This is a genomic window from Pseudomonas sp. BIGb0381, assembly GCF_024809815.1.
Classification (GTDB): domain Bacteria; phylum Pseudomonadota; class Gammaproteobacteria; order Pseudomonadales; family Pseudomonadaceae; genus Aquipseudomonas.
Window position 1 is genome coordinate 275637 of sequence record NZ_JANUEN010000001.1, and the last position, 23282, is coordinate 298918.

The window sequence follows — 23282 nt, forward strand, 5'->3', positions numbered from 1 at the left end:
GGCGCCATGCAGTGAATGCATGGCGCCCTTTTTTATAGCTGCCGCTTACATCAATCGATGTATTCGAACACCTTCACGATCTTCTGCACGCCGGACACGCCCTGAACCAGGTTGGCTGCGCGCGTGGCTTCCGCCTGGGTCAGCAGGCCCATCAGGTAGACGATGCCGTTATCGGTAACGACTTTGATCCGCGAGCCGGGAATCGCGTTGTCGGTCAGCATCTGCGCCTTGATCTTGGTAGTCAGCAGGGCGTCGTTGCTGATGGCCAACAGGGTGATCGGGTCCATCACCTGCAATTCGTTGTGGACCTTCTTGACTCGTTGTACGGCCGAGGCGGCTTGTTCGGCCTGGGCCTTGAGGTCGGCGCGTGGCGTTTGGCCTGCGAGCAGTACCACGCCGTTGAAGCTGGTCACGACGATACGTGAAGCACCGTTGCCCAGGTCCGTGGCGGCTTTGGCAATGTTGACTTCGACCTTGGTTTCGATCAGCGAGTCGTCAATCTTGCTGCCGAAGGTGCGGGTGCCCTTGTCATCCTGAATAGGGGTGTCACGTGTTGCAGTGATTGCCGTGCTGCAGCCGCTGATGCCGAGGCACAACGTAATGGCCAAAAGGCCGAGGCGGTTAACGGTCATTCTTCACTCCCAAACAGTTGGCTGTCGATCAGATCGCACAGGCAGTGGATCGCCAGCAGGTGGACTTCCTGAATACGTGCGGTGACATTGGCCGGGACGCGAATCTCCACATCTTCGGGCAGCAGCAGCGAGGCCATGCCGCCACCGTCGCGTCCGGTCAATGCTACGACAATCATTTCGCGATCATGTGCGGCCTGGATCGCTTGAATAATATTCGCCGAGTTGCCGCTGGTGGAAATCGCCAGCAGCACATCGCCTGGTTGGCCCAGGGCGCGGATCTGCTTGGAGAAAATTTCGTTGTAGCTGTAGTCGTTGGCGATCGAGGTGATCGTCGACGAATCGGTGGTCAAGGCGATGGCCGGCAGGCTCGGGCGCTCACGCTCGAAGCGGTTGAGCAACTCCGACGAAAAATGCTGGGCATCGCCGGCCGAACCGCCGTTGCCGCACGAAAGCATTTTGCCCTCGTTGAGCAAGGCATTGACCATGACCTGACTGGCTTGCTCGATGTGCGGTGCAAGTACGTCCATCGCCTGTTGCTTGGTGTCGATGCTGGCCTGGAAAAGCTGGCGAATTCGGGATTGCATGTCCATCTGTGTGACCTTAAGTAGCGCGGCTGTTTGGCACAGAAATGTGCAGCCCGCAAAGCAAAGAGCAAAAGTGTGTGATGAAGGTGTCCGGCGAATCAGCTGTCGAAGGCATTTTGCAGCCAGTTCAGATCAACTTGACCAGACGGTGTGCTTTCCATGGCAACCACATCGAAACGGCAGGGGGCGTCGGCCCAGCGATGCTCTTTTTGCAGGAAAAACTGCGCAGCGAGTATCAGCTTCTGACGCTTGCGCCCGTCGATACTGGCGAGCGCGCCACCCCATTGTGCGTGTTTTCTGTAGCGGACTTCGACGAATACTACTGTATCGCCGTCAAGCATGACCAGATCAAGCTCGCCGCGTTTACACAACCAGTTCTGCGCCAGCAGGCGCAGACCCTGTTGTTGCAAGTGTTTCAGCGCTTGAAGTTCGGCATCCTTGCCGCTTTGTGCAGTGGACCGCTCCGGCATCAGCGCGGGGTGTCCGGCAGGCGTTGGATCTCGCCACCGACGAACTTCGCCCATGGCATCTGGCGATCGACGCGCTGGTTGGTGCTGATGCCCAGGTTGCCCGAGAGGCCGTCAACCCGTGTATCCGGTAGTGCCTTCAACTGGCCCAGGCGCGGTGCCAGGCGGTAGGCGTCGACGCCCATCGCGTACAGGCGGCCAAGGCTGCCATTGGCTTGCGGCCATTGTGCGGCAACCTGGTTGCGCAGCGGGTCAGTGGTGTTGAGCAGCCAAGGGGTTTCGCAGAACATCACGTTGGTCATGTCCAGGTACTGGTTCTTGTCGCCGCTGGCGCTGAATACATGGGACGTGGCGTACACCGGCACATCACCGGCGTACTGGAAGTTCAGGGTCGGCTTGATCTGCTGGGCCAGCTGCGGGGTAACGGCCAGGAAGATGAACTCGATGTCCTGGCGACGTGACGGCTGTGCCGCTACGTCTGTGCCCACTGTGCTTTGCAGGCTCTTGGCGCGACCTTCGCTTTTACGCAGTTGGAACAGGTCGGCGATTTGCTGGGCGAGGGCGACCGGCTGGTCGACATACTCAACACCGACAACCGTGCCACCGTTGGCTTCCCAATCCTGGCGGAAGGCCTTGTAGACACGCTCGCCCCATTCGCCACGGGGCACCATGGCAGCAGCGCGGTGCAGCCCATCGGCACGGGCGCGGCGCGACACTTCGCGGGCTTCGTCTTCAGCGGCCAGGCCGAACTGGAACAGTTGCGGTGGGCTCTGGTCGGTTTCGCTGTAGTTCAGCGCGAGGGTGGTGATCGGCAATTGAGGGCGCGCACTGAGTTGTTTGACCAGCGGCTTCTCCAGCGGGCCGACCACCAGTTGCACGCCGGCGGCCTGGGCCTTGGCGTAGAAGTCGTCGATGGAGGTCAGGCGCGAACTGTCATAGAACTCGATGGCCGGTGGCTTCTGCCCGGCTTGTTCAGCCTGGTAGTGCGCCGCCATGAAGCCTTCGCGCAGCGCCTTGCCGACGGAGGCCAGTGGGCCTTCCTGCGGCAGTAGCAGGGCGATCTTGTTCAAGGGCTGGCTGGCCAGCTCCTTGAGCTTGGTCAGCGGGGTTGGCAGTTGCACGGCGGCCGGGTGGCCTGGGTTCTGTGCGCGCCAGGTGTCGATAGCGGCCTGTTGTTGCTCGAGCGTACCGGCGCCCTTGACCGCCTGGGCCAGGGTGATCCAGCCGTCCAGGGTCGGGTTGCCGCTGGCTTGCAGTTGTTCTGCAGGCAGTGCGGCAATCAAGGTCCAGATGGCGTCGTGATTGCTTTTAGCCGCATCGCCGCTGAGCAGTGACGCCATGGCAACGCGCTCGCGAGCAGCGGCCAGGGTCTGGCCATCGGCTTCATAAGCGCGGGCGTGCACGGTGCCGGTGCGGATCTGCTGTTCGGTCGGCAGTTCCTTCAGGCTTTGCAGGCTCGGATGGTTCAAGGCGGTCAACGCGGCCTTGGGCTGGTTGCGCGTCATGGCCAGTTCGGCGGCCAGGGTGCTGGCAAATACTTGCGCGGCTGGCTTGAGGACATCCAGGGACACTTGCGCAAGAATCTGCGACGAGCGGCCGGGGTTGTTCTGGCGGTAGGCCATGTCTGCCGCACTCAGGCGCAGCAATGCGGCCTTTTCTGGTGTCTTGGCGGTGGTGGCCTGTTCGAGCAGTTGCTCGATACTGGCGTCCGGGGTCCGTGGAAGGTCGCCAAGGCTGGACGAGGGCGAGCTGGCGCAAGCGGCCAGTAAGGCAGCGAGGCAGAGGGCGGAGAGCAGCCGCAGGCAAGCGATCATGTAAGTGTTCCTGATACCGATCAAATTAGCGTGGAATTGTACCCAAGCACTGGCCCAGGCGCGATGTTACTGGCGTGAAACCTTTGATTTAGGTCGTGCAAATGTTGCTGTTGGCAATTGATGGCAGAAAAGGCATCGGCCGTGATGGCATATTTTCAAGGCGCCTACGCGCTACAATATGGCTTTTGCCAACCATCGAGGTGTGCGCTTTGACTGCTCCAGGTCCTTTGAATTCCACTGCAGGCTCGCTTTTTGTCGTGGCGACGCCCATTGGCAACCTGGACGACATCAGTGCCCGAGCACTGAAAGTGTTGCGCGAGGTTAAATTGATCGCGGCCGAAGACACCCGGCACTCCCAGCGCTTGATGCAGCATTTTGGTATCAGCACACCACTGGCGGCCTGCCACGAACACAATGAGCGCGAAGAAGGCAGCCGCTTTATTGTCCGCCTGTTGGCCGGTGACGATGTCGCACTGATCTCCGATGCGGGTACGCCGCTGATCTCCGATCCGGGCTATCACCTGGTTCGCCAGGCACGGGCCGCAGGTATCAATGTAGTACCTGTTCCCGGGGCGTGCGCGCTGATAGCGGCGTTGTCGGCGGCGGGCCTGCCCTCGGATCGCTTTATCTTCGAAGGTTTCCTGCCGGCCAAGGCGGTGGGGCGCCGTGCCCGTCTCCAGGCGGTAAAGGAAGAACCGCGCACCCTGATCTTCTACGAAGCCCCGCACCGTATCCTCGAATGCCTGCAGGACATGGAGCTGGTGTTTGGTGGCGAGCGTCTTGCGTTGCTGGCGCGTGAACTGACCAAGACGTTCGAAACCCTCAAGGGCTTGCCGCTGGAAGAACTGCGCGCGTTTGTCGAAGGCGACAGCAATCAGCAGCGTGGAGAGTGCGTGGTGCTGGTGGCAGGCTGGACAGCACCGGAGGCGGAAGACGCAGTCGGCAGCGAGGCCATGCGTGTCCTCGACCTGTTGCTCAAGGAGATGCCCCTCAAGCGCGCGGCGGCGTTGGCGGCGGAAATTACCGGCGTACGCAAGAATGTGCTGTATCAAGTTGCGCTGGATAAACAGAAAGCCGAATAGTTCCGGGGTTAAACCGGTATTCCGTCCGAACGTGATGGCAATGCTGCACTTTTAATACTTGTCCTGAGGCCGCCGTGCCGTTAACCTGCGCGGCGGAGAGTCGATTGGACAGTCGCTGCCCTCTATGAAAATTAGGGGGGGGAGGAAAGTCCGGGCTCCATAGGGCGAAGTGCCAGGTAATGCCTGGGGGGCGTGAGCCTACGGAAAGTGCCACAGAAAATAACCGCCTAAGCATTTCGGTGCCGGTAAGGGTGAAAAGGTGCGGTAAGAGCGCACCGCACGACTGGCAACAGTTCGTGGCTAGGTAAACCCCACTTGGAGCAAGACCAAATAGGGTCCCAAGGCGTGGCCCGCGCTGGGACCGGGTAGGTTGCTAAAGATGTCCAGTGATGGCCATCGTAGACGAATGACTGTTCAAGACAGAACCCGGCTTATAGATCGACTCTCCACCTTTTTCCTTCTGTGCGAATCTCGGACAGAAAACCGGTAGTAACGCAAGAAACCCTCCCTGCCAAATCATTGGCAGATGCATCTTCGTAATACCAAAAAAATCTTACTCTTAATAAATTACTTTAACTTTGAGCTGTAGCTCTTTGAGCTATTTGTGCTTATCGAGCCAAAAACACCGCCGAACTCTGGTTTCTCCTCCTTTTACGCTCCTAAATCTCCGATCTGTAAGGCTTTTCCTTGAATCCGCGCCTTGACGGTGTGGTGGGCGCATTCCTATAGTGTGCGCAAGTGGCGGAAAGTGGCACAAAGTGGGTTTTTTGAACGTAAAACGCTAAAATTTGGAGAAACGCATCTGTGTTTCGCGGAGCTAACGCTATCAGTCTCGATGCAAAAGGCCGTCTCGCCATGCCGAGCCGGTATCGTGACGAGCTGATTTCGCGAAGTTCCGGGCAGTTGATCATCACCATTGATGCCGTTGACCCTTGTTTATGTGTTTACCCCCTCGATGAGTGGGAGTTGATTGAGACCAAGTTGCGTGCCCTGCCTTCATTGCGTGAAGAAAACCGCCGCCTGCAGCGTTTGCTGATTGGTAATGCCGTCGACCTCGAGCTCGATGGCAGTGGTCGTTTCCTGGTGCCCCCGCGCTTGCGCGAGTACGCCAAGCTGGATAAGCGCGCGATGCTGGTCGGCCAACTGAACAAGTTCCAATTGTGGGACGAAGATGCCTGGGATGCTGTTTCTGCAGCTGACCTGGCTGCTATTCAACAACCGGGCGCCATGCCTGATGAACTGCGTGATTTGATCCTGTGACTATTGATAGCGGCTTTAACCACATCACCGTACTGCTTGACGAAGCCGTTGAGGCTCTCGCCGTACGCGCGGATGGCTGCTATTTGGACGGTACCTTCGGCAGGGGCGGGCATAGCCGGTTGATACTCAGCCAGCTCGGGCCCGACGGCAAGCTCCTCGGGTTTGACAAAGACCCCCAAGCGATTGCCACCGGGCAAGCGCTAGCGGCCGAAGACGGCCGCTTTGTCGTTGTGCAGCGCAGCTTTGCCGAGCTGGGTGCCGAAGTCGCCGAGCGCGGCATGGCGGGCAAGGTGGCCGGGGTTTTGCTCGACCTGGGCGTGTCTTCGCCGCAGCTGGATGACCCGGAGCGCGGGTTCAGCTTCATGAACGACGGCCCCCTCGACATGCGCATGGACCCTACCCGTGGCGTCAGTGCCGCGCAGTTCATTGCCACCGCGCCGGTGGAAGAAATTGCCCGCGTGTTCAAGGAGTACGGTGAAGAACGCTTCGCCGGCCGCATGGCCCGTGCCGTGGTGGAGCGCCGCGAAATCCAGCCGTTCGAGCGCACCGCCGACCTGGCCGAAGTGCTTAAAGTCGCCAACCCAGCGTGGGAAAAGGGCAAAAACCCGGCGACCCGTGCGTTCCAGGGCCTGCGTATTCACGTCAACAACGAATTGGGCGACCTGGAGGCTGGCCTTGAGGCTGCCCTTGAGGCGCTGGAAGTGGGCGGTCGCCTGGTGGTGATCAGTTTCCATTCCCTGGAAGACCGCATCGTCAAGCTGTTCATGCGCCGCCTGGTCAAGGGCGAGTCCGATAACCTGCCGCGCAACCTGCCGGTACGTTTCGAAGCCTTTGTGCCGAAAATCAAAATCCATGGCAAAGCGCAGTTCGCTTCCGAAGCCGAACTCAAGGCCAACCCACGTTCCCGTAGCGCCGTCATGCGCGTTGCGGAGAAGCTGCGGTGAGCAAGCTTTTCGCCAAGCCCCTCCCGGGCGGCAGCTTCTTTATGTTGCTGCTGTTTGTCGGCGTGCTGGTGTCCGCAATTGCGGTGTCCTACAGCGCCCACTACAACCGTCAACTGCTCAATACCCTCTATGGGGAATTGAGCGTGCGTGACAAAGCGCAGGCGGAGTGGGGCCGGTTGATCCTCGAGCAAAGCACCTGGACGGCCCATAGCCGTATCGAAGTGCTGGCCACCGAACAGCTGAAAATGCACATCCCGGGCGCGGCCGAAGTTCGCATGGTGGCGCCATGATGAAACTTGAAGGTGCACTCTACCCATGGCGCTTCCGCCTGATGCTCGGCTTGCTGGCATTGATGGTGGGGGCGATTACCTGGCGGATCATCGATCTGCAAGTGGTCGATCGTGACTTCCTGATCGGCCAGGGCGATGCCCGTAGCCTGCGTCATATTCCGATCCCTGCGCACCGCGGCCTGATCACCGACCGTAACGGCGAGCCGTTGGCGGTGAGTACGCCGGTGACCACCCTGTGGGCCAACGCCAAGGAATTGCAGGTTGCCAAGGACAAGTGGCCGCAACTGGCTGCCGCCCTGGGCCAGGACCCGAAAGCCTTGGCCGAGCGCCTTGAAGCCCAGGCAAATAAAGAATTTATCTACCTCGTTCGCGGCCTTACCCCCGAGCAAGGCCAGCAAGTGCTCGACCTTAAAGTCCCCGGTGTCTACGGCATCGAGGAATTCCGTCGTTTCTACCCGGCCGGTGAAACCACTGCCCATATGGTGGGTTTTACCGACATCGATGATCACGGTCGTGAAGGCGTGGAACTCGCCTACGATGAATGGCTCGCCGGGGTTCCCGGCAAACGACAAGTCATCAAGGATCGGCGCGGCAGACTGATCAAGGATGTCCAGGTCACCAAGAACGCCAAGGCCGGTAAGCCCTTGGCGTTGTCGATTGACCTGCGCCTGCAATATCTGGCCAACCGCGAGCTGCGTAACGCGATCATCGAGAACGGCGCAAAGGCCGGTAGCCTGGTGATCATGGACGTGAAGACCGGCGAGATCCTCGCCATGGTCAACCAGCCGACCTACAACCCGAACAACCGTCGCAACCTGCAACCGGCGATGATGCGTAACCGCGCAATGATCGACGTGTTCGAGCCGGGTTCGACCATGAAAGCCATCTCCATGAGTGCCGCCCTGGAAACCGGTCGCTGGAAGCCCAGCGACAAGGTCGAGGTGTATCCGGGTACTTTGCAGCTGGGTAAATACACCATTCGTGACGTGTCCCGTACTGAAGGTCCGGTGCTGGATTTGACAGGTATCCTGATCAACTCCAGTAACGTGGGCATGAGTAAGGTCGCCTTCGATATCGGTGGTGAAACCATCTACCACCTCGCGCAGAAGATCGGCCTGGGGCAACCCACCGGCCTGGATTTTCCAGGTGAGCGCGTCGGCAACCTGCCCAACTACCGCGAATGGAAAAAAGCCGAGACCGCCACGCTTTCCTACGGCTACGGCCTGTCGGTGACCGCGATCCAACTGGCCCATGCCTTCTCCGTGCTGGCCAACAACGGTCGCATGGTGCCGCTGAGCCTGATCCACGTCGATGAGGCGCCGAAAGCAACCCAGGTGATCCCTGAAAACGTCGCCAAGACCATGCAAGGCATGCTGCAACAAGTGATCGAAGCGCCGCGCGGTGTATTCCGCGCCCAGGTGCCGGCGTATCACGTGGCGGGCAAGTCCGGTACCGCGCGTAAAACGTCGGTCGGCACCAAGGGCTATGCCGAAAACTCCTACCGCTCGCTGTTCGCCGGATTCGGCCCGATGAGCGACCCGCGCTACGCCATCGTCGTTGTGATCGATGAGCCGAGCAAAGCCGGTTACTTCGGTGGCCTGGTATCGGCGCCGGTGTTCAGCAAAGTGATGTCCGGCACCCTGCGCCTGATGAACATCACGCCGGATAACCTGCCGCCGACCCAACAAGCGAATGCCGGACCACCGGCCGCTGCAGTAAAAGCCAATGGAGGGCGCGGCTGATGTCTCTTAGCCTGAACAAGATTTTTGCCCACGCCGGCCGCGATCTGCTGATTCGCGAGTTGACCCTGGACAGCCGTAACGTGCGCGCTGGCGACCTGTTCCTGGCGGTGCCGGGCGGCAAGTACGATGGCCGTGCGCACATCGCCGACGCCTTGCAGCGCGGCGCGGCTGCCGTGGCGTATGAAGTGGAAGGCGCCACCGTGCTGCCGATCACCGACGTGCCGCTGATTCCGGTCAAGGGTCTGGCCAAGCAGCTGTCCGATATTGCCGGGCGCTTTTATGGCGACCCTAGCCGCCACCTCAATCTGGTGGGCGTGACGGGCACCAATGGCAAGACCAGCGTGACCCAACTGGTTGCCCAGGCCCTCGACCTGCTGGGCCAGCATTGCGGCATTGTCGGCACCCTGGGCACCGGTTTTTATGGCGCGCTGCAAAGCGGCCTGCACACCACGCCGAACCCTATCGCCGTGCAAGCGACCCTGGCCGACCTGAAGAAGGCCGGTGCCAAGGCGGTTGCCATGGAAGTGTCGTCCCACGGCCTGGACCAGGGCCGCGTCACCGCCCTGGCCTTTGATGTGGCGGTGATGACCAACCTGTCCCGCGATCACCTGGATTATCACGGCACCATGGAGGCGTACGCCGCCGCCAAGGCCAAGCTGTTTGCCTGGAATGACCTCAAGTGCCGGGTGGTCAACCTGGATGACGCCTTTGGTCGCCAACTGGCCGCCCAAGACAGCGAAGCGCGCCTGATCACCTACAGCCTGGAAGACTCCAGGGCGTACCTGTATTGCCGTGAAGCCCAATTCAATGATGAAGGCGTGCGCGCCACGCTGGTGACGCCTCAGGGCGAGCACCACTTGCGCAGCACCCTGCTCGGGCGTTTCAACCTGAGCAACGTACTCGCCGCCATCGGCGCGTTGCTCGGCCTGGATTACGCCCTCGACGAAATCCTCAAGGTACTGCCGAAGCTGGACGGCCCGGCCGGTCGCATGCAGCGCCTGGGTGGGGGTACTCAACCGTTGGTGGTGGTCGATTACGCCCATACCCCGGACGCCCTGGAAAAAGTCCTCGAAGCCTTGCGCCCTCACGCCAAGGGCAAATTGCTTTGCCTGTTCGGCTGCGGTGGTGATCGTGATCGCGGCAAGCGTCCGTTGATGGCCGAGATCGTCGAGCGTCTGGCCGATGGTGTAGTGGTCACCGATGACAACCCACGCAGCGAAGATCCGAGCCGGATTTTCGATGATATCCGCACCGGCTTCAAAGACGCGTCCAAGGTCACCTTCGTTGCCGGTCGCGGCGCGGCAATTGCCCAGTTGATCGCCAGTGCCAGCGCTGACGACGTGGTCGTGTTGGCCGGTAAAGGGCACGAGGATTACCAGGAAATCAACGGCGAGCGTCATGCCTTCTCCGATCTGGTCGAGGCCGATCACGCCTTGACCGCCTGGGAGGTCGCCCATGCTTAAGGCGATGACGTTCAGCGAACTGACTCAAGCCCTGTCGGCACGCTTACTGTCGAGCGATTGCAGCTTCAGCGGCGTGAGCATCGACAGCCGTGCTATCAAACCGGGGCAACTGTTTGTCGCCCTGGCCGGCCCGCGTTTCGACGGTCACGACTACCTGAACGAAGTCGCCGCCAAAGGTGCTGTAGGTGCCTTGGTACAGCGCGAAGTGGCCGATTCCACCTTGCCGCAACTGCTGGTCGCCGATACTCGCCTGGCCCTCGGCCAATTGGGGGCGCTGAACCGCGCCGCTTTCGATAAGCCCGTTGCCGCCATCACCGGCTCCAGCGGCAAGACCACGGTCAAGGAACTGCTCGCCGGTGTCCTGCGTACGCGCGGCCCCGTGTTGGCGACCCGTGGCAACCTGAACAATGATTTCGGCGCTCCGCTGACCCTGCTCGAACTGGCCCCGGAACACACGGCGGCGGTGATCGAACTGGGGGCTTCGCGCATCGGCGAAATCGCCTACACCGTGGCGCTGACCAAGCCCCACGTTGCAATTATCAACAACGCCGGTACTGCCCATGTTGGCGAGTTCGGCGGCCCGGAAAAAATCGTCGAAGCCAAGGGCGAGATCCTTGAGGGCCTCGATGCATCGGGCACCGCAGTCTTGAACCTGGACGACAAGGCCTTCGAGACCTGGCGTGTACGCGCCGCCGGTCGCAAGGTCCTGACGTTTGCCGTGCTTAACGCAGCGGCTGATTTCCATGCCTCCAACATCACCGTCGATGCCCGTGGCTGCCCGTCCTTCACCTTGCACACCCCGCAAGGTGACGAACACGTACAACTGAATTTGTTGGGCAACCATAACGTCGCCAATGCCTTGGCCGCCGCCGCTGCCGCCCATGCCTTGGGCGTGTCGCTGTTCGGCATCGCCACAGGCCTGGGCGCGGTGCAACCGGTCAAGGGCCGTACCGTGGCGCAGTTGGCAACCAACGGCATGCGTGTGATTGATGACACCTACAACGCCAACCCATCCTCCATTAATGCCGCTGTAGACCTGCTCAAGGGTTTTGACGGTCGCAAGGTGCTGGTACTGGGTGATATCGGCGAATTGGGCGACTGGGCTGAACAAGGCCACCGCGAAGTCGGCGCGTATGCCGCAGGCAAAGTCGACGCCCTCTACGCCGTTGGCACGAACATGGCCCATGCGGTAAGCGCCTTCGGCCCCGGTGCGCGACATTTCGCAACCCAGGCCGAGTTGATCCAGGCGCTGGGCGTGGCAGAACAAGACAAACACACAACCATTTTGATCAAGGGATCGCGCAGCGCGGTGATGGAAAACGTCGTCGCGGCCTTGTGTGGCTCAAGTACGGAGAAACATTAATGCTGCTGCTGCTGGCTGAGTATCTGCAACAGTTCCACAAAGGCTTCGCGGTCTTTCAGTACCTGACCCTGCGCGGGATCCTGGGTGTGCTGACCGCGCTGTCTTTGTCGCTGTTTTTGGGGCCGTGGATGATCCGCACCCTGCAGAACCTGCAAATTGGTCAATCGGTTCGTAATGACGGCCCGCAGTCGCACCTGTCCAAGTCCGGCACCCCGACCATGGGCGGCGCGCTGATCCTCTCGTCCATCGGTATCAGCACCTTGCTGTGGGCTGACCTGCACAACCGCTACGTGTGGGTGGTGTTGCTGGTGACCCTGCTGTTCGGCGCCATCGGCTGGGTCGATGACTACCGCAAAGTGATCGAGAAAAACTCCAAGGGGCTGCCAAGCCGCTGGAAGTATTTCTGGCAGTCGGTGTTCGGCCTGGCCGCCGCGATCTTCCTCTACACCACCGCGCCAAGCGCCGTGGAAACCACCTTGATCATCCCGATGCTCAAGGACGCCAGCATCCCACTGGGCATCGGCTTCGTGGTGCTGACCTACTTCGTGATCGTCGGCTCCAGCAACGCGGTGAACCTGACCGACGGCCTCGACGGCCTGGCGATCATGCCGACGGTGATGGTAGGCGGCGCGCTGGGCATTTTCTGCTACCTGTCGGGTAACGTGAAATTCGCTGAGTACCTGCTGATCCCTTACGTGCCGGGCGCGGGTGAGCTGATCGTGTTCTGCGGTGCCCTGATCGGTGCCGGGCTGGGGTTCCTGTGGTTCAACACCTACCCCGCACAAGTCTTCATGGGTGACGTCGGCGCACTGGCGCTGGGCGCAGCCCTGGGCACCATCGCGGTGATCGTTCGCCAGGAAATCGTGCTGTTCATCATGGGCGGTGTGTTCGTGATGGAAACCCTGTCGGTGGTCATCCAGGTGGCGTCCTTCAAATTGACCGGGCGCCGCGTGTTCCGCATGGCGCCGATTCACCACCACTTTGAACTCAAGGGCTGGCCTGAGCCGCGTGTGATTGTCCGTTTCTGGATCATCACCGTGATTCTGGTCCTGGTCGGCCTTGCCACCCTGAAACTGAGGTAGAAACGAGTGTCCCTGATCGCTTCAGACCACTTCCGCATCGTTGTCGGCCTCGGCAAGAGCGGCATGTCCCTGGTTCGCTTCCTGGCGAACCGGGGCACGTCGTTTGCCGTGGCCGATACGCGGGAAAATCCACCGGAGCTGGTCACGCTGCGCCGTGACTACCCGCACGTGGAAGTGCGTTGTGGCGAGTTGGATGTCGAGTTTCTGTGCCGCGCCGATGAGCTCTACGTGAGCCCCGGCCTGGCCCTGGCGACTCCGGCCCTGCAAGCCGCTGCGGCGCGTGGCGTGAAGCTGTCCGGCGACATCGACCTGTTCGCGCGTAATGCGAAGGCGCCGATCGTGGCCATCAGCGGTTCCAACGCGAAAAGTACCGTGACCACCCTGGTCGGCGAGATGGCGATGGCGGCCGGCAAGCGCGTGGCCGTGGGCGGTAACCTCGGCACGCCGGCGTTGGACCTGCTCAGCGACGACATCGAGCTGTACGTGATGGAGCTGTCGAGCTTCCAACTGGAAACCACCCACGACCTGGGCGCTGAAGTGGCCACCGTGTTGAACGTCAGCGAAGACCACATGGACCGCTACAGCGGCCTGCCGGCGTACCACTTGGCCAAGCACCGGATCTTCCGCGGCGCCAAGCAATTTGTTGTCAATCGCCAGGACGCGCTGAGCCGTCCGCTGATGGGCGATGGCATGCCGTGCTGGACCTTCGGCCTGAGCAAACCCGACTTCAAGGCCTTCGGCATTCGTGAAGAGAACGGCGAGAAATACCTGGCCTTCGAATTCCAGAACCTGATGCCGGTGCGCGAGCTGAAAATTCGTGGCGCCCATAACCAGTCCAACGCCTTGGCCGCATTGGCGTTGGGGCATGCCGTGGGTTTGCCGTTCGACGCCATGCTGTCGAGCCTGCGCACCTTCGGCGGCCTTGAGCATCGTTGCCAGTGGGTACGCGACCTTAATGGTGTCAGTTACTACAACGACTCCAAAGCCACCAACGTGGGGGCCGCATTGGCCGCCATCGAAGGCCTGGGTGCCGATATCGACGGCAAACTGGTGCTGATCGCCGGTGGCGACGGCAAGGGTGCCGATTTCAAAGACCTCAAGGCACCGGTGGCTGCGCATTGCCGCGCCGTGGTGTTGATGGGCCGCGACTCCGATTTGATCGCCGCCGCGCTTGGCGACGCGGTGCCACAGGTGCGTGCCACCTCCCTGGACGACGCCATTGCCCAGTGCCAAGCCCTGGCCCAACCAGGCGATGCGGTACTGCTGTCGCCGGCGTGCGCCAGTTTCGACATGTTCAAGAACTACGAAGAGCGTGGCCAGTTGTTCGCCCGCGCCGTGGAGGGCTTGGCATGAGCATCGATTTCAGAAGCATCATCAAACCGTACCCGTCGCCGATTATCACCGGGCGTGGCATCGACCTTGATTTCCCAATGCTCGCCGGTTGCCTCGCGCTGCTGGGCCTGGGCCTGGTGATGATCACCTCGGCCTCTTCCGAAGTGGCCGCCGTGCAGTCGGGCAACACCCTGTACATGATGATCCGTCACCTGGTGTACCTGATCATCGGCCTGGGCACGTGCATCGTGACCATGATGATCCCGATTGCCACCTGGCAGCGCCTGGGTTGGCTGATGCTGATCGGCGCGTTCGGCTTGCTGATCATGGTGATCCTGCCCGGCATCGGCCGTGAGGTGAACGGCTCCATGCGCTGGATCGGTTTCGGCGCGTTCAACGTGCAGCCGTCGGAAATCGCCAAGGTCTTCGTGGTGATCTACCTGGCCGGTTACCTGGTGCGTCGCCAGAAAGAAGTGCGCGAAAGCTGGATGGGCTTCTTCAAGCCATTCATCGTGCTGCTGCCCATGGCCGGCCTGTTGCTGATGGAACCCGACTTCGGCGCGACCGTCGTGATGATGGGCGCGGCGGCGGCGATGCTGTTCCTCGGTGGCGTGGGCTTGTTCCGCTTCAGCTTGATGGTGGTGCTGGCGGTGGCTGCGGTGACCATCCTGGTGCAGGCGCAACCCTACCGGATGGCGCGTCTGATCACCTTCACCGACCCTTGGTCCGACCAGTTCGGCTCCGGCTACCAATTGACTCAGGCATTGATCGCCTTCGGTCGCGGCGAATGGCTGGGCGTCGGCCTGGGCAACAGCGTGCAGAAGCAGTTCTACCTGCCGGAAGCGCACACCGACTTCGTGTTCTCCGTACTCGCCGAAGAACTCGGCGTGGTGGGGTCGCTGTGCACCGTCGCGCTGTTCGTATTCGTGTGTGTCCGCGGCATGTACATCGGCTTGTGGGCCGAAAGGGCTAAACAGTATTTCGCCGCTTACGTGGCGTACGGCTTGTCGTTCCTGTGGATCGGCCAGTTCCTGATCAACATCGGGGTGAACGTCGGCCTGCTGCCGACCAAGGGCCTGACCTTGCCGTTCCTCAGTTACGGCGGCAGTTCGTTGGTGATCTGCTGCGCCTGTCTTGGCTTGTTGCTGCGCATCGAGTGGGAGAGTCGAACCCATCTGGGCAGCGAAGAGATGGAGTTCAGCGAAAGCGACTTCGCCGAGGAGCCGACCCATGGGCGCTAACGTGCTGATCATGGCCGGCGGCACCGGGGGCCATGTGTTCCCGGCCCTGGCGTGCGCGCGGGAATTCCAGAACCGTGGCTACACCGTGCACTGGCTGGGTACACCGCGCGGCATCGAAAACGAGTTGGTACCGAATGCCGGTCTGCCGTTGCATCTGATCAACGTCACGGGCCTGCGCGGCAAGGGCAAATTGTCCCTGCTCAAGGCACCGTTCGTGTTGCTCAAGGCGGTGTGGCAGGCGCGCAAGGTCATCCGTGACTTGCAGCCGGTGTGCGTGCTCGGCTTCGGTGGTTATGTGACTGGCCCGGGTGGCGTCGCCGCCAGACTTGCTGGCGTGCCGGTGATCGTGCACGAGCAGAACGCCGTGGCCGGTACCGCCAACCGTTTGCTGGTGCCGTTGGCTGCGCGGGTGTGTGAAGCGTTTCCCAACACCTTCAGTGTGTCGGATAAGCGCCGTACCACCGGCAACCCGGTGCGCACCGAGCTGTTTATGGACATCGCCCGCGAAGCACTCGCAGGGCGTAAGGCGCACCTGCTGATCCTGGGCGGAAGCCTGGGCGCCGAGCCGCTGAATAAATTGCTGCCGGAAGCCGTGGCGCAACTCCCTGTGGAATTGCGCCCGGAGATTTTCCACCAGGCCGGCAAGAACCACGATGAAGTCACCGCCACGCGTTATCGCGACGCCGGTGTGGAGGCCAATGTGCAGCCCTTCATCAAAGACATGGCCCATGCCTATGGCTGGGCCGACCTGGTGGTCTGTCGCGCGGGTGCGCTGACCGTCAGTGAACTGGCCGCCGCCGGTCTGCCGTCCTTGCTGGTGCCTTTGCCCCACGCCATCGACGATCACCAGACCCGCAACGCCGAATATTTGGCCGGGGAGGGCGCTGCCTTCCTGCTGCCGCAAAGAACGACTGGCGCCGCCGATTTGGCCGCACGCCTGACTGAGGTTTTGATGCAACCGGAACGACTCAACAACATGGCGAGCACTGCAAGCCGCCTGGCCAAACCTGACGCAACCCGCACCGTGGTCGATATCTGCCTGGAGGTGGCCCATGGTTGAGAATCAGAAAGCCATGCCACAACCGGAAATGCGCCGCATCCGTCGCATCCACTTCGTCGGTATCGGCGGCGTGGGCATGTGCGGTATCGCCGAAGTGTTGCTGAACCTGGGCTACCAGGTGTCCGGCTCGGACTTGAAAGAGTCGCCGGTCACCGAGCGCCTGAAGTCCTTTGGCGCGCAGATCTTTATCGGCCACCGCGCCGAGAACGCCGCCGACGCTGACGTGCTGGTGGTGTCGAGCGCCGTGAACACCTCCAACCCGGAAGTGGCCACCGCCCTCGAGCGCCGCATTCCCGTGGTGCCACGCGCCGAGATGCTCGCCGAGCTGATGCGCTATCGCCACGGCATCGCCGTCGCCGGTACCCATGGCAAGACCACCACCACCAGCCTGATCGCTTCGGTGTTCGCCGCCGGTGGCCTGGACCCGACCTTCGTGATCGGTGGCCGCCTGAATGCAGCCGGTACCAATGCCCAGCTCGGTACCAGCCGCTACCTGATCGCCGAAGCCGATGAAAGCGACGCCAGCTTCCTGCACCTGCAACCGCTGGTCGCCGTCGTCACCAACATCGACGAAGATCACATGGCTACCTACGACGGTGACTTCAACAAGTTGAAGAAAACCTTCGTCGAGTTCCTGCACAACCTGCCGTTCTACGGTTTGGCCGTGGTGTGCCTGGACGACCCGGTGGTGCGTGAAATCCTGCCGCAGGTCAAGCGTCCGACCGTGACCTACGGCTTCAGCGAAGACGCTGACGTGCGCGCAATCAATGTGCGCCAGGAAGGCATGCAGACCTACTTCACCGTGCTGCGTCCCGACCGTGAGCCGCTGGATGTGTCGGTGAACATGCCGGGCAACCACAACGTGTTGAATTCCCTGGCGACCATCTGCATCGCCTCCGATGAGGGCGTCAGCGATGAGGCCATCGTCGAAGGCCTGTCGCGCTTTGCCGGTGTCGGCAGGCGCTTCCAGGTCTACGGCCAACTGCCGGTGGAAGGCGGTGACGTGATGCTGGTGGATGACTACGGCCACCACCCGACCGAAGTCGCCGCAGTCATCAAGGCCGTACGGGGTGGTTGGCCGGAGCGTCGCCTGGTGATGATTTACCAGCCGCACCGCTACAGCCGCACCCGCGATTTGTACGACGATTTCGTCAATGTATTGGCCGATGCCAACGTACTGCTGTTGATGGAAGTCTATCCGGCCGGTGAAGAACCGATCCCGGGCGCCGACAGCCGCAAGCTGTGCAACAGCATTCGCCAGCGCGGCCAGTTGGACCCCATCTACATCGAGCGCGGTGTGGACCTGGCTCCGATCGTCAAGCCGCTGCTGCGTGCCGGCGACATCCTGCTGTGCCAGGGTGCCGGTGATATCGGTGGCCTTGCCCCTAAACTATTGGCGAGCTCGCTGTTTGCCGCCGAGAAGGGGAAGTCGAAATGACCACTGACTACGGCTCCCTGTTCTCCACCATCACGCCTGCCGATTTCGGCCGCGTGGCCGTGCTGTTCGGCGGCAAGAGCGCCGAGCGCGAAGTGTCGCTCAAGTCCGGCAATGCCGTGCTCGAAGCGCTGCAAAGCGCCGGTGTGAATGCGTTCGGTATCGACGTGGGCGATGACTTCCTCGCCCGCCTGCAGGCCGAGAAGATCGACCGTGCCTTCATCATTCTGCACGGCCGTGGCGGTGAAGACGGCAGCATGCAGGGCCTGTTGGAGTGCGCCGGTATTCCTTATACCGGCAGCGGCATCCTTGCTTCGGCACTGGCCATGGACAAGTTGCGCACCAAGCAGGTGTGGCACAGCCTGGGCATTCCAACGCCGCGTCACAGTGTTCTGTGCAGTGAAGACGATTGTATTTCTGCAGCCAAGGAACTGGGCCTGCCTTTGATCGTCAAACCAGCCCATGAAGGCTCCAGTATCGGCATGGCTAAAGTGAACTCGGCCGCCGAATTGATCGACGCATGGAAAGCGGCAAGTACCTACGATTCGCAAGTGTTGGTGGAACAGTGGATCCAGGGTCCCGAGTACACCATCGCCACCCTGCGTGGCCAGGTATTGCCGCCTATCGCATTGGGCACACCCCACACCTTTTACGACTACGACGCCAAGTACGTGGCTTCCGATACTCAGTACCGGATCCCGTGCGGCCTGGACGCAACCAAAGAACAGGAATTGATGGACCTCACGGCGAAAGCCTGTGAGGCGTTGGGTATTGCCGGTTGGGCACGGGCAGACGTGATGCAGGATGACCAAGGGAATTTCTGGTTCCTGGAAGTCAACACTGCGCCGGGTATGACCGACCACAGCCTGGTACCTATGGCCGCTCGCGCAGCCGGCCTGGATTTCCAGCAGTTGGTGCTGGCAATTCTTGCCGCCAGCATTGAGCCAAGAGGCTAAGGACATGAAAGGCGCATCGCTTCGTCATCAGCCCCCACAAGCACCGAGCCGCAAGCCGGTGCCACGGGGTGCCAGTCGAATGGTGGCTAAAGAGCCGATGTCGGCGCGCCTGCCGAAAGCCAACTTTGGTTTCCTCAAGGCGCTGTTCTGGCCGGTGTTGCTGGTGGTGTTGGGCTTCGGCACTTACGAAGGTGCACAGCGTCTATTGCCCTATGCCGATCGGCCAATCACCAAGATCAGCGTGCAGGGCGACTTGAGCTACATCAGCCAGCAAGCGGTGCAGCAGCGTATTGGTCCGTTCCTGGCCGCGAGCTTCTTCACCATCGACCTGGCCGGCATGCGCCGGGAGCTGGAACAGATGCCGTGGATCGCCCACGCCGAAGTCCGCCGCGTATGGCCGGACCAGGTGACGATCCGCCTGGAAGAACAACTGCCCGTGGCCCGTTGGGGCGAAGAGGCGCTGTTGAACAACCAGGGCCAGGCGTTCACCCCGCGTGAGCTGGCCAACTACGAGCACCTGCCGCAGCTGTTCGGGCCGCAGCGGGCGCAGCAGCAAGTGATGCAGCAGTACCAGGCCCTGAGCCAGATGCTGCGGCCAATGGGCTTCTCCATTGCACGCCTGGAATTGCGTGAACGGGGCAGCTGGTTTTTGACGACCGGGGCAGGCAGTTCCGGCCCGGGCATCCAGTTGTTGCTGGGACGCGACCGCTTGGTGGAAAAGATGCGCCGCTTCATCGCCATCTATGACAAGACCTTGAAAGAACAGATTACGAACATTGCGAGCGTCGACCTGCGTTACGCCAACGGCCTTGCCGTCGGCTGGCGTGAACCGGCTGCGCCCACGGCAGCGCAACCCGCTGTCGCGAAGAATTAAGAAGAGGCAGGACCCATGGCAAACGTGCAAAGCGGCAAAATGATCGTCGGTCTCGATATCGGCACCTCCAAGGTGGTGGCGCTGGTAGGCGAGGTCGGGGAAGACGGCACGATCGAAATCGTCGGTATTGGCACGCATCCGTCCCGTGGCCTGAAGAAGGGCGTGGTGGTCAACATCGAGTCCACCGTGCAATCGATCCAGCGCGCCATCGAAGAAGCGCAGCTGATGGCCGGTTGCCGGATTCACTCGGCGTTCGTCGGCGTGGCGGGCAACCATATCCGCAGCCTGAACTCCCACGGCATCGTGGCGATTCGCGACCGTGAAGTCAGCGCAGCCGACCTTGAGCGCGTCCTCGACGCCGCCCAGGCCGTGGCGATCCCGGCTGACCAGCGCGTGCTGCACACCCTGCCGCAGGACTACGTGATCGATAACCAGGAGGGCGTTCGTGAGCCCCTGGGCATGTCGGGCGTACGTTTGGAAGCCAAGGTCCACGTGGTGACCTGTGCCGTCAATGCCGCGCAGAACATTGAAAAATGCGTGCGCCGCTGCGGCCTGGAAATCGACGACATCATTCTCGAACAACTGGCTTCGGCCTACTCGGTACTGACCGACGACGAAAAAGAACTGGGCGTTTGCCTGGTGGACATCGGCGGCGGCACCACCGACATCGCGATCTTCACCGAAGGTGCGATCCGTCACACCGCTGTGATCCCGATTGCCGGCGACCAGGTCACCAACGATATCGCCATGGCGCTGCGTACGCCGACCCAGTACGCCGAAGAAATCAAGATCCGCTACGCCTGCGCCCTGGCCAAGCTGGCTGGTGCAGGTGAAACCATCAAGGTGCCAAGCGTGGGCGACCGTCCACCGCGCGAGCTGTCGCGCCAGGCCCTGGCCGAAGTGGTCGAGCCGCGCTACGACGAGCTGTTCACCCTGATCCAGGCTGAACTGCGCCGCAGCGGCTACGAAGATTTGATCCCGGCCGGCATCGTGCTGACCGGTGGCACCTCGAAGATGGAAGGCGCGGTCGAACTGGCCGAGGAAATCTTCCACATGCCGGTACGCCTGGGTGTCCCCCATGGCGTGAAAGGCCTGGGCGACGTGGTGCGCAACCCGATTTATTCCACCGGTGTGGGCTTGCTGTTGTACGGGCTGCAGAAGCAGACCGACGGCATTTCCCTGTCGGGCCCGAGCAACCGTGACAGCTACCGCAGCGACGACGAGGCCAAGGCGCCGTTGTTCGAGCGGTTGCAGGCTTGGGTAAAAGGCAATTTCTAAAGATTTACCGCAACACCGCAGCACCGAAACAAGCAGTAGGCGAAAAAACTAGAGAAAATGAAAGGAGAGGGAACATGTTCGAACTCGTAGACAACATCCCCGCCAGCCCGGTCATCAAAGTGATCGGTGTCGGCGGTGGCGGCGGCAACGCTGTCAACCATATGGTCAAGAGCAACATTGAAGGCGTTGAATTCATCTGCGCCAACACTGATGCCCAGGCGCTGAAAAGCATCGGCGCGCGGACCATCCTGCAATTGGGCACAGCCGTGACCAAGGGCCTCGGCGCTGGCGCCAATCCGGAAGTCGGCCGTCAAGCCGCCCTGGAAGACCGCGAGCGTATTGCCGAAGTGCTGCAGGGCACCAACATGGTGTTCATCACCACTGGCATGGGCGGCGGTACCGGTACCGGTGCAGCGCCGATCATTGCCGAAGTGGCCAAGGAAATGGGGATTCTGACGGTCGCTGTCGTGACTCGTCCGTTCCCGTTCGAAGGCCGCAAGCGCATGCAGATCGCCGACGAAGGTATCCGTCTGCTGTCTGAAAGCGTCGACTCGTTGATCACCATTCCCAACGAGAAGCTGCTGACCATCCTGGGCAAGGACGCAAGCCTGCTGTCCGCGTTCGCCAAGGCTGACGATGTACTGGCCGGTGCCGTTCGCGGTATCTCCGACATCATCAAGCGTCCAGGCATGATCAACGTCGACTTTGCCGACGTACGTACTGTCATGAGCGAAATGGGCATGGCAATGATGGGCACTGGCTGCGCCAGCGGTCCGAATCGTGCACGTGAAGCCACCGAAGCGGCCATCCGCAACCCGTTGCTGGAAGACGTGAACCTGCAAGGCGCACGCGGCATCCTGGTGAATATCACCGCCGGTCCTGACCTGTCCCTGGGTGAGTACTCCGACGTGGGTAGCATCATCGAAGCCTTCGCTTCCGAGCACGCCATGGTCAAAGTCGGTACCGTTATCGACCCGGACATGCGCGACGAACTGCACGTGACCGTGGTTGCTACCGGCCTGGGCGCAAAAATCGAGAAGCCTGTGAAGGTCATCGACAATACCGTTCATACCAGCCACGCCAGCCAAGCGGCTGCCGCTCCAGCGCCTTCGCGCCAGGAACTGCCGTCGGTGAACTACCGTGACCTGGACCGTCCGACCGTGATGCGCAACCAGGCTCAGGCCGGTGCTGCGGCGTCCCGTAGCCCGAATCCGCAAGATGATCTGGACTATCTGGATATCCCGGCATTCCTGCGTCGTCAGGCCGATTAATGGAATGTATCAGGGCTATGAAGGTGATTGGTGTTCAGCAAAGGTCTGGTCTGCTATTATCGCCAGCCTTTGTTGATACCAGTTCGCAATTTGCGCTGAAGCGGTCCAAGCCATGATTAAACAACGCACCCTGAAGAATATTATTCGTGCCACAGGTGTAGGTCTGCACTCCGGGGAGAAGGTATACCTGACCCTCAAGCCTGCACCTGTCGATACCGGCATCGTGTTTGTGCGTGCCGACCTGGACCCTGTGGTGCAGATTCCTGCTCGCGCGGAAAATGTTGGCGAAACCACGATGTCGACCACGTTGGTCAACGGTGACGTCAAAGTGGACACGGTGGAGCACTTGCTCTCGGCCATGGCCGGTTTGGGCATCGATAACGCCTACGTCGAGCTCTCCGCGTCCGAAGTCCCTATCATGGATGGCAGCGCTGGACCCTTCGTATTCTTGATTCAATCTGCCGGCCTGGAAGAACAGGACGCAGCCAAGAAGTTCATACGCATTCTGCGGGAAGTGACAGTAGAAGACGGCGACAAGCGCGCCACCTTCGTCCCGTTCGAAGGCTTTAAAGTGAGCTTTGAGATCGATTTCGATCACCCGGTATTCCGTGACCGCACCCAAAGTGCAAGCGTGGATTTTTCCAGCACTTCGTTCGTAAAAGAAGTCAGCCGCGCCCGTACTTTTGGTTTCATGAGTGACATCGAGTACCTGCGCAAGCACAACCTCGCACTCGGCGGCAGCGTTGAAAACGCCATTGTGGTCGACGCGGATGGTGTACTGAACGAAGACGGCCTTCGCTATGAAGACGAATTCGTGAAGCACAAGATCCTCGATGCAATCGGTGACCTCTACCTGCTGGGCAATAGCCTGATAGGCGAGTTCAAAGGCTTCAAGTCGGGCCACGCCCTTAACAACCAGCTGCTGCGCAAGTTGATTGAGCAGACAGACGCTTGGGAAGTCGTGACCTTCGAAGATGCCAGCACCGCACCGATCTCTTACATGCGTCCCGTTGCGGCGGTGTAAGTAACAACTCTCTTTCTTTAGTTTTTAAAGGCTGCCTTCGGGTGGCCTTTTTTATTGTCTGGACACTTCCCTTGCCGGGCAAGCCCGC

21 protein-coding genes and 1 other RNA gene are annotated in these 23282 nt (G+C 61.0%); 18 read left to right on the forward strand and 4 right to left on the reverse strand.

Going from position 1 to position 23282, the window contains the following annotated elements; genetic code table 11:
* Window positions 1-50 precede the first annotated feature (50 nt).
* The 4 genes from M2397_RS01370 to M2397_RS01385 all read right to left on the reverse strand — a co-directional run bounded on the left by M2397_RS01370 (window position 51) and on the right by M2397_RS01385 (window position 3497).
* Complete coding sequence (locus M2397_RS01370; protein WP_027604770.1) at window positions 51-632, reverse strand: BON domain-containing protein; 582 nt, start codon at window positions 630-632, stop codon at window positions 51-53.
* On the reverse strand, window positions 629-1222 hold the full coding sequence (locus M2397_RS01375; RefSeq protein WP_007904374.1) for a phosphoheptose isomerase: 594 nt from the start codon (window positions 1220-1222) through the stop codon (window positions 629-631). The genes M2397_RS01370 and M2397_RS01375 overlap by 4 nt, the downstream gene beginning before the upstream one ends.
* 92 nt (window positions 1223-1314) lie before the next feature.
* Window positions 1315-1686 (reverse strand): YraN family protein, encoded by a 372-nt coding sequence (locus M2397_RS01380; RefSeq protein ID WP_074843924.1) that lies wholly within the window; start codon window positions 1684-1686, stop codon window positions 1315-1317.
* Entirely contained in the window at window positions 1686-3497 is a 1812-nt protein-coding gene (locus M2397_RS01385) for a penicillin-binding protein activator (RefSeq protein ID WP_131698387.1), read from the reverse strand. The genes M2397_RS01380 and M2397_RS01385 overlap by 1 nt, the downstream gene beginning before the upstream one ends.
* A 209-nt stretch (window positions 3498-3706) precedes the next feature.
* Between M2397_RS01385 and rsmI the strand changes: the two genes are divergently transcribed.
* The 18 genes from rsmI (at window position 3707) to lpxC (ending at window position 23194) form a co-directional block, all read left to right on the forward strand.
* Entirely contained in the window at window positions 3707-4579 is an 873-nt protein-coding gene (rsmI, locus tag M2397_RS01390) for a 16S rRNA (cytidine(1402)-2'-O)-methyltransferase (protein ID WP_078731724.1), read from the forward strand.
* Window positions 4580-4675: 96 nt separating this feature from the next.
* Window positions 4676-5029, forward strand: an RNA gene (gene rnpB, locus M2397_RS01395) — RNase P RNA component class A.
* 354 nt (window positions 5030-5383) lie between these two features.
* On the forward strand, window positions 5384-5839 hold the full coding sequence (mraZ, locus tag M2397_RS01400; protein ID WP_003171868.1) for a division/cell wall cluster transcriptional repressor MraZ: 456 nt from the start codon (window positions 5384-5386) through the stop codon (window positions 5837-5839).
* Window positions 5836-6783: a 16S rRNA (cytosine(1402)-N(4))-methyltransferase RsmH gene (gene rsmH, locus M2397_RS01405; protein WP_010213048.1), complete on the forward strand. Its 948-nt coding sequence runs from the start codon at window positions 5836-5838 to the stop codon at window positions 6781-6783. The genes mraZ and rsmH overlap by 4 nt, the downstream gene beginning before the upstream one ends.
* On the forward strand, window positions 6780-7073 hold the full coding sequence (gene ftsL / locus M2397_RS01410) for a cell division protein FtsL (protein ID WP_003216203.1): 294 nt from the start codon (window positions 6780-6782) through the stop codon (window positions 7071-7073). Before rsmH ends, ftsL begins: the two co-directional genes overlap by 4 nt.
* Window positions 7073-8815 carry a penicillin-binding protein 2 gene (locus M2397_RS01415; RefSeq protein WP_167654876.1) on the forward strand — a complete coding sequence of 581 codons (1743 nt, stop codon included), beginning with the start codon at window positions 7073-7075 and terminating at the stop codon, window positions 8813-8815. Before ftsL ends, M2397_RS01415 begins: the two co-directional genes overlap by 1 nt.
* A complete protein-coding gene (murE, locus tag M2397_RS01420) occupies window positions 8815-10278 on the forward strand; it encodes a UDP-N-acetylmuramoyl-L-alanyl-D-glutamate--2,6-diaminopimelate ligase (protein WP_145335309.1) in 1464 nt (487 codons plus the stop codon). The genes M2397_RS01415 and murE overlap by 1 nt, the downstream gene beginning before the upstream one ends.
* A complete protein-coding gene (gene murF, locus M2397_RS01425; protein WP_259242165.1) occupies window positions 10271-11641 on the forward strand; it encodes a UDP-N-acetylmuramoyl-tripeptide--D-alanyl-D-alanine ligase in 1371 nt (456 codons plus the stop codon). The genes murE and murF overlap by 8 nt, the downstream gene beginning before the upstream one ends.
* On the forward strand, window positions 11641-12723 hold the full coding sequence (mraY, locus tag M2397_RS01430) for a phospho-N-acetylmuramoyl-pentapeptide-transferase (RefSeq protein WP_003171875.1): 1083 nt from the start codon (window positions 11641-11643) through the stop codon (window positions 12721-12723). The genes murF and mraY overlap by 1 nt, the downstream gene beginning before the upstream one ends.
* A gap of 6 nt (window positions 12724-12729) precedes the next feature.
* Window positions 12730-14076, forward strand: a complete 1347-nt coding sequence (gene murD / locus M2397_RS01435) for a UDP-N-acetylmuramoyl-L-alanine--D-glutamate ligase (RefSeq protein ID WP_131698383.1) — start codon at window positions 12730-12732, stop codon at window positions 14074-14076.
* On the forward strand, window positions 14073-15296 hold the full coding sequence (gene ftsW / locus M2397_RS01440; RefSeq protein WP_259242166.1) for a putative lipid II flippase FtsW: 1224 nt from the start codon (window positions 14073-14075) through the stop codon (window positions 15294-15296). The genes murD and ftsW overlap by 4 nt, the downstream gene beginning before the upstream one ends.
* On the forward strand, window positions 15286-16356 hold the full coding sequence (gene murG / locus M2397_RS01445) for an undecaprenyldiphospho-muramoylpentapeptide beta-N-acetylglucosaminyltransferase (protein WP_131698382.1): 1071 nt from the start codon (window positions 15286-15288) through the stop codon (window positions 16354-16356). The genes ftsW and murG overlap by 11 nt, the downstream gene beginning before the upstream one ends.
* Window positions 16349-17794: a UDP-N-acetylmuramate--L-alanine ligase gene (murC, locus tag M2397_RS01450; RefSeq protein WP_131698381.1), complete on the forward strand. Its 1446-nt coding sequence runs from the start codon at window positions 16349-16351 to the stop codon at window positions 17792-17794. Before murG ends, murC begins: the two co-directional genes overlap by 8 nt.
* Window positions 17791-18747 carry a D-alanine--D-alanine ligase gene (locus M2397_RS01455; protein WP_012722298.1) on the forward strand — a complete coding sequence of 319 codons (957 nt, stop codon included), beginning with the start codon at window positions 17791-17793 and terminating at the stop codon, window positions 18745-18747. The genes murC and M2397_RS01455 overlap by 4 nt, the downstream gene beginning before the upstream one ends.
* A 4-nt stretch (window positions 18748-18751) precedes the next feature.
* Entirely contained in the window at window positions 18752-19621 is an 870-nt protein-coding gene (locus M2397_RS01460) for a cell division protein FtsQ/DivIB (protein WP_131698380.1), read from the forward strand.
* A gap of 15 nt (window positions 19622-19636) precedes the next feature.
* Window positions 19637-20899 carry a cell division protein FtsA gene (gene ftsA / locus M2397_RS01465; RefSeq protein WP_027604757.1) on the forward strand — a complete coding sequence of 421 codons (1263 nt, stop codon included), beginning with the start codon at window positions 19637-19639 and terminating at the stop codon, window positions 20897-20899.
* 74 nt (window positions 20900-20973) lie between these two features.
* On the forward strand, window positions 20974-22170 hold the full coding sequence (gene ftsZ, locus M2397_RS01470; RefSeq protein WP_053131424.1) for a cell division protein FtsZ: 1197 nt from the start codon (window positions 20974-20976) through the stop codon (window positions 22168-22170).
* Between the two features lie 112 nt (window positions 22171-22282).
* Window positions 22283-23194, forward strand: coding sequence for a UDP-3-O-acyl-N-acetylglucosamine deacetylase (gene lpxC / locus M2397_RS01475; RefSeq protein ID WP_003171886.1), 912 nt, complete (start codon window positions 22283-22285; stop codon window positions 23192-23194).
* Window positions 23195-23282 lie beyond the last annotated feature (88 nt).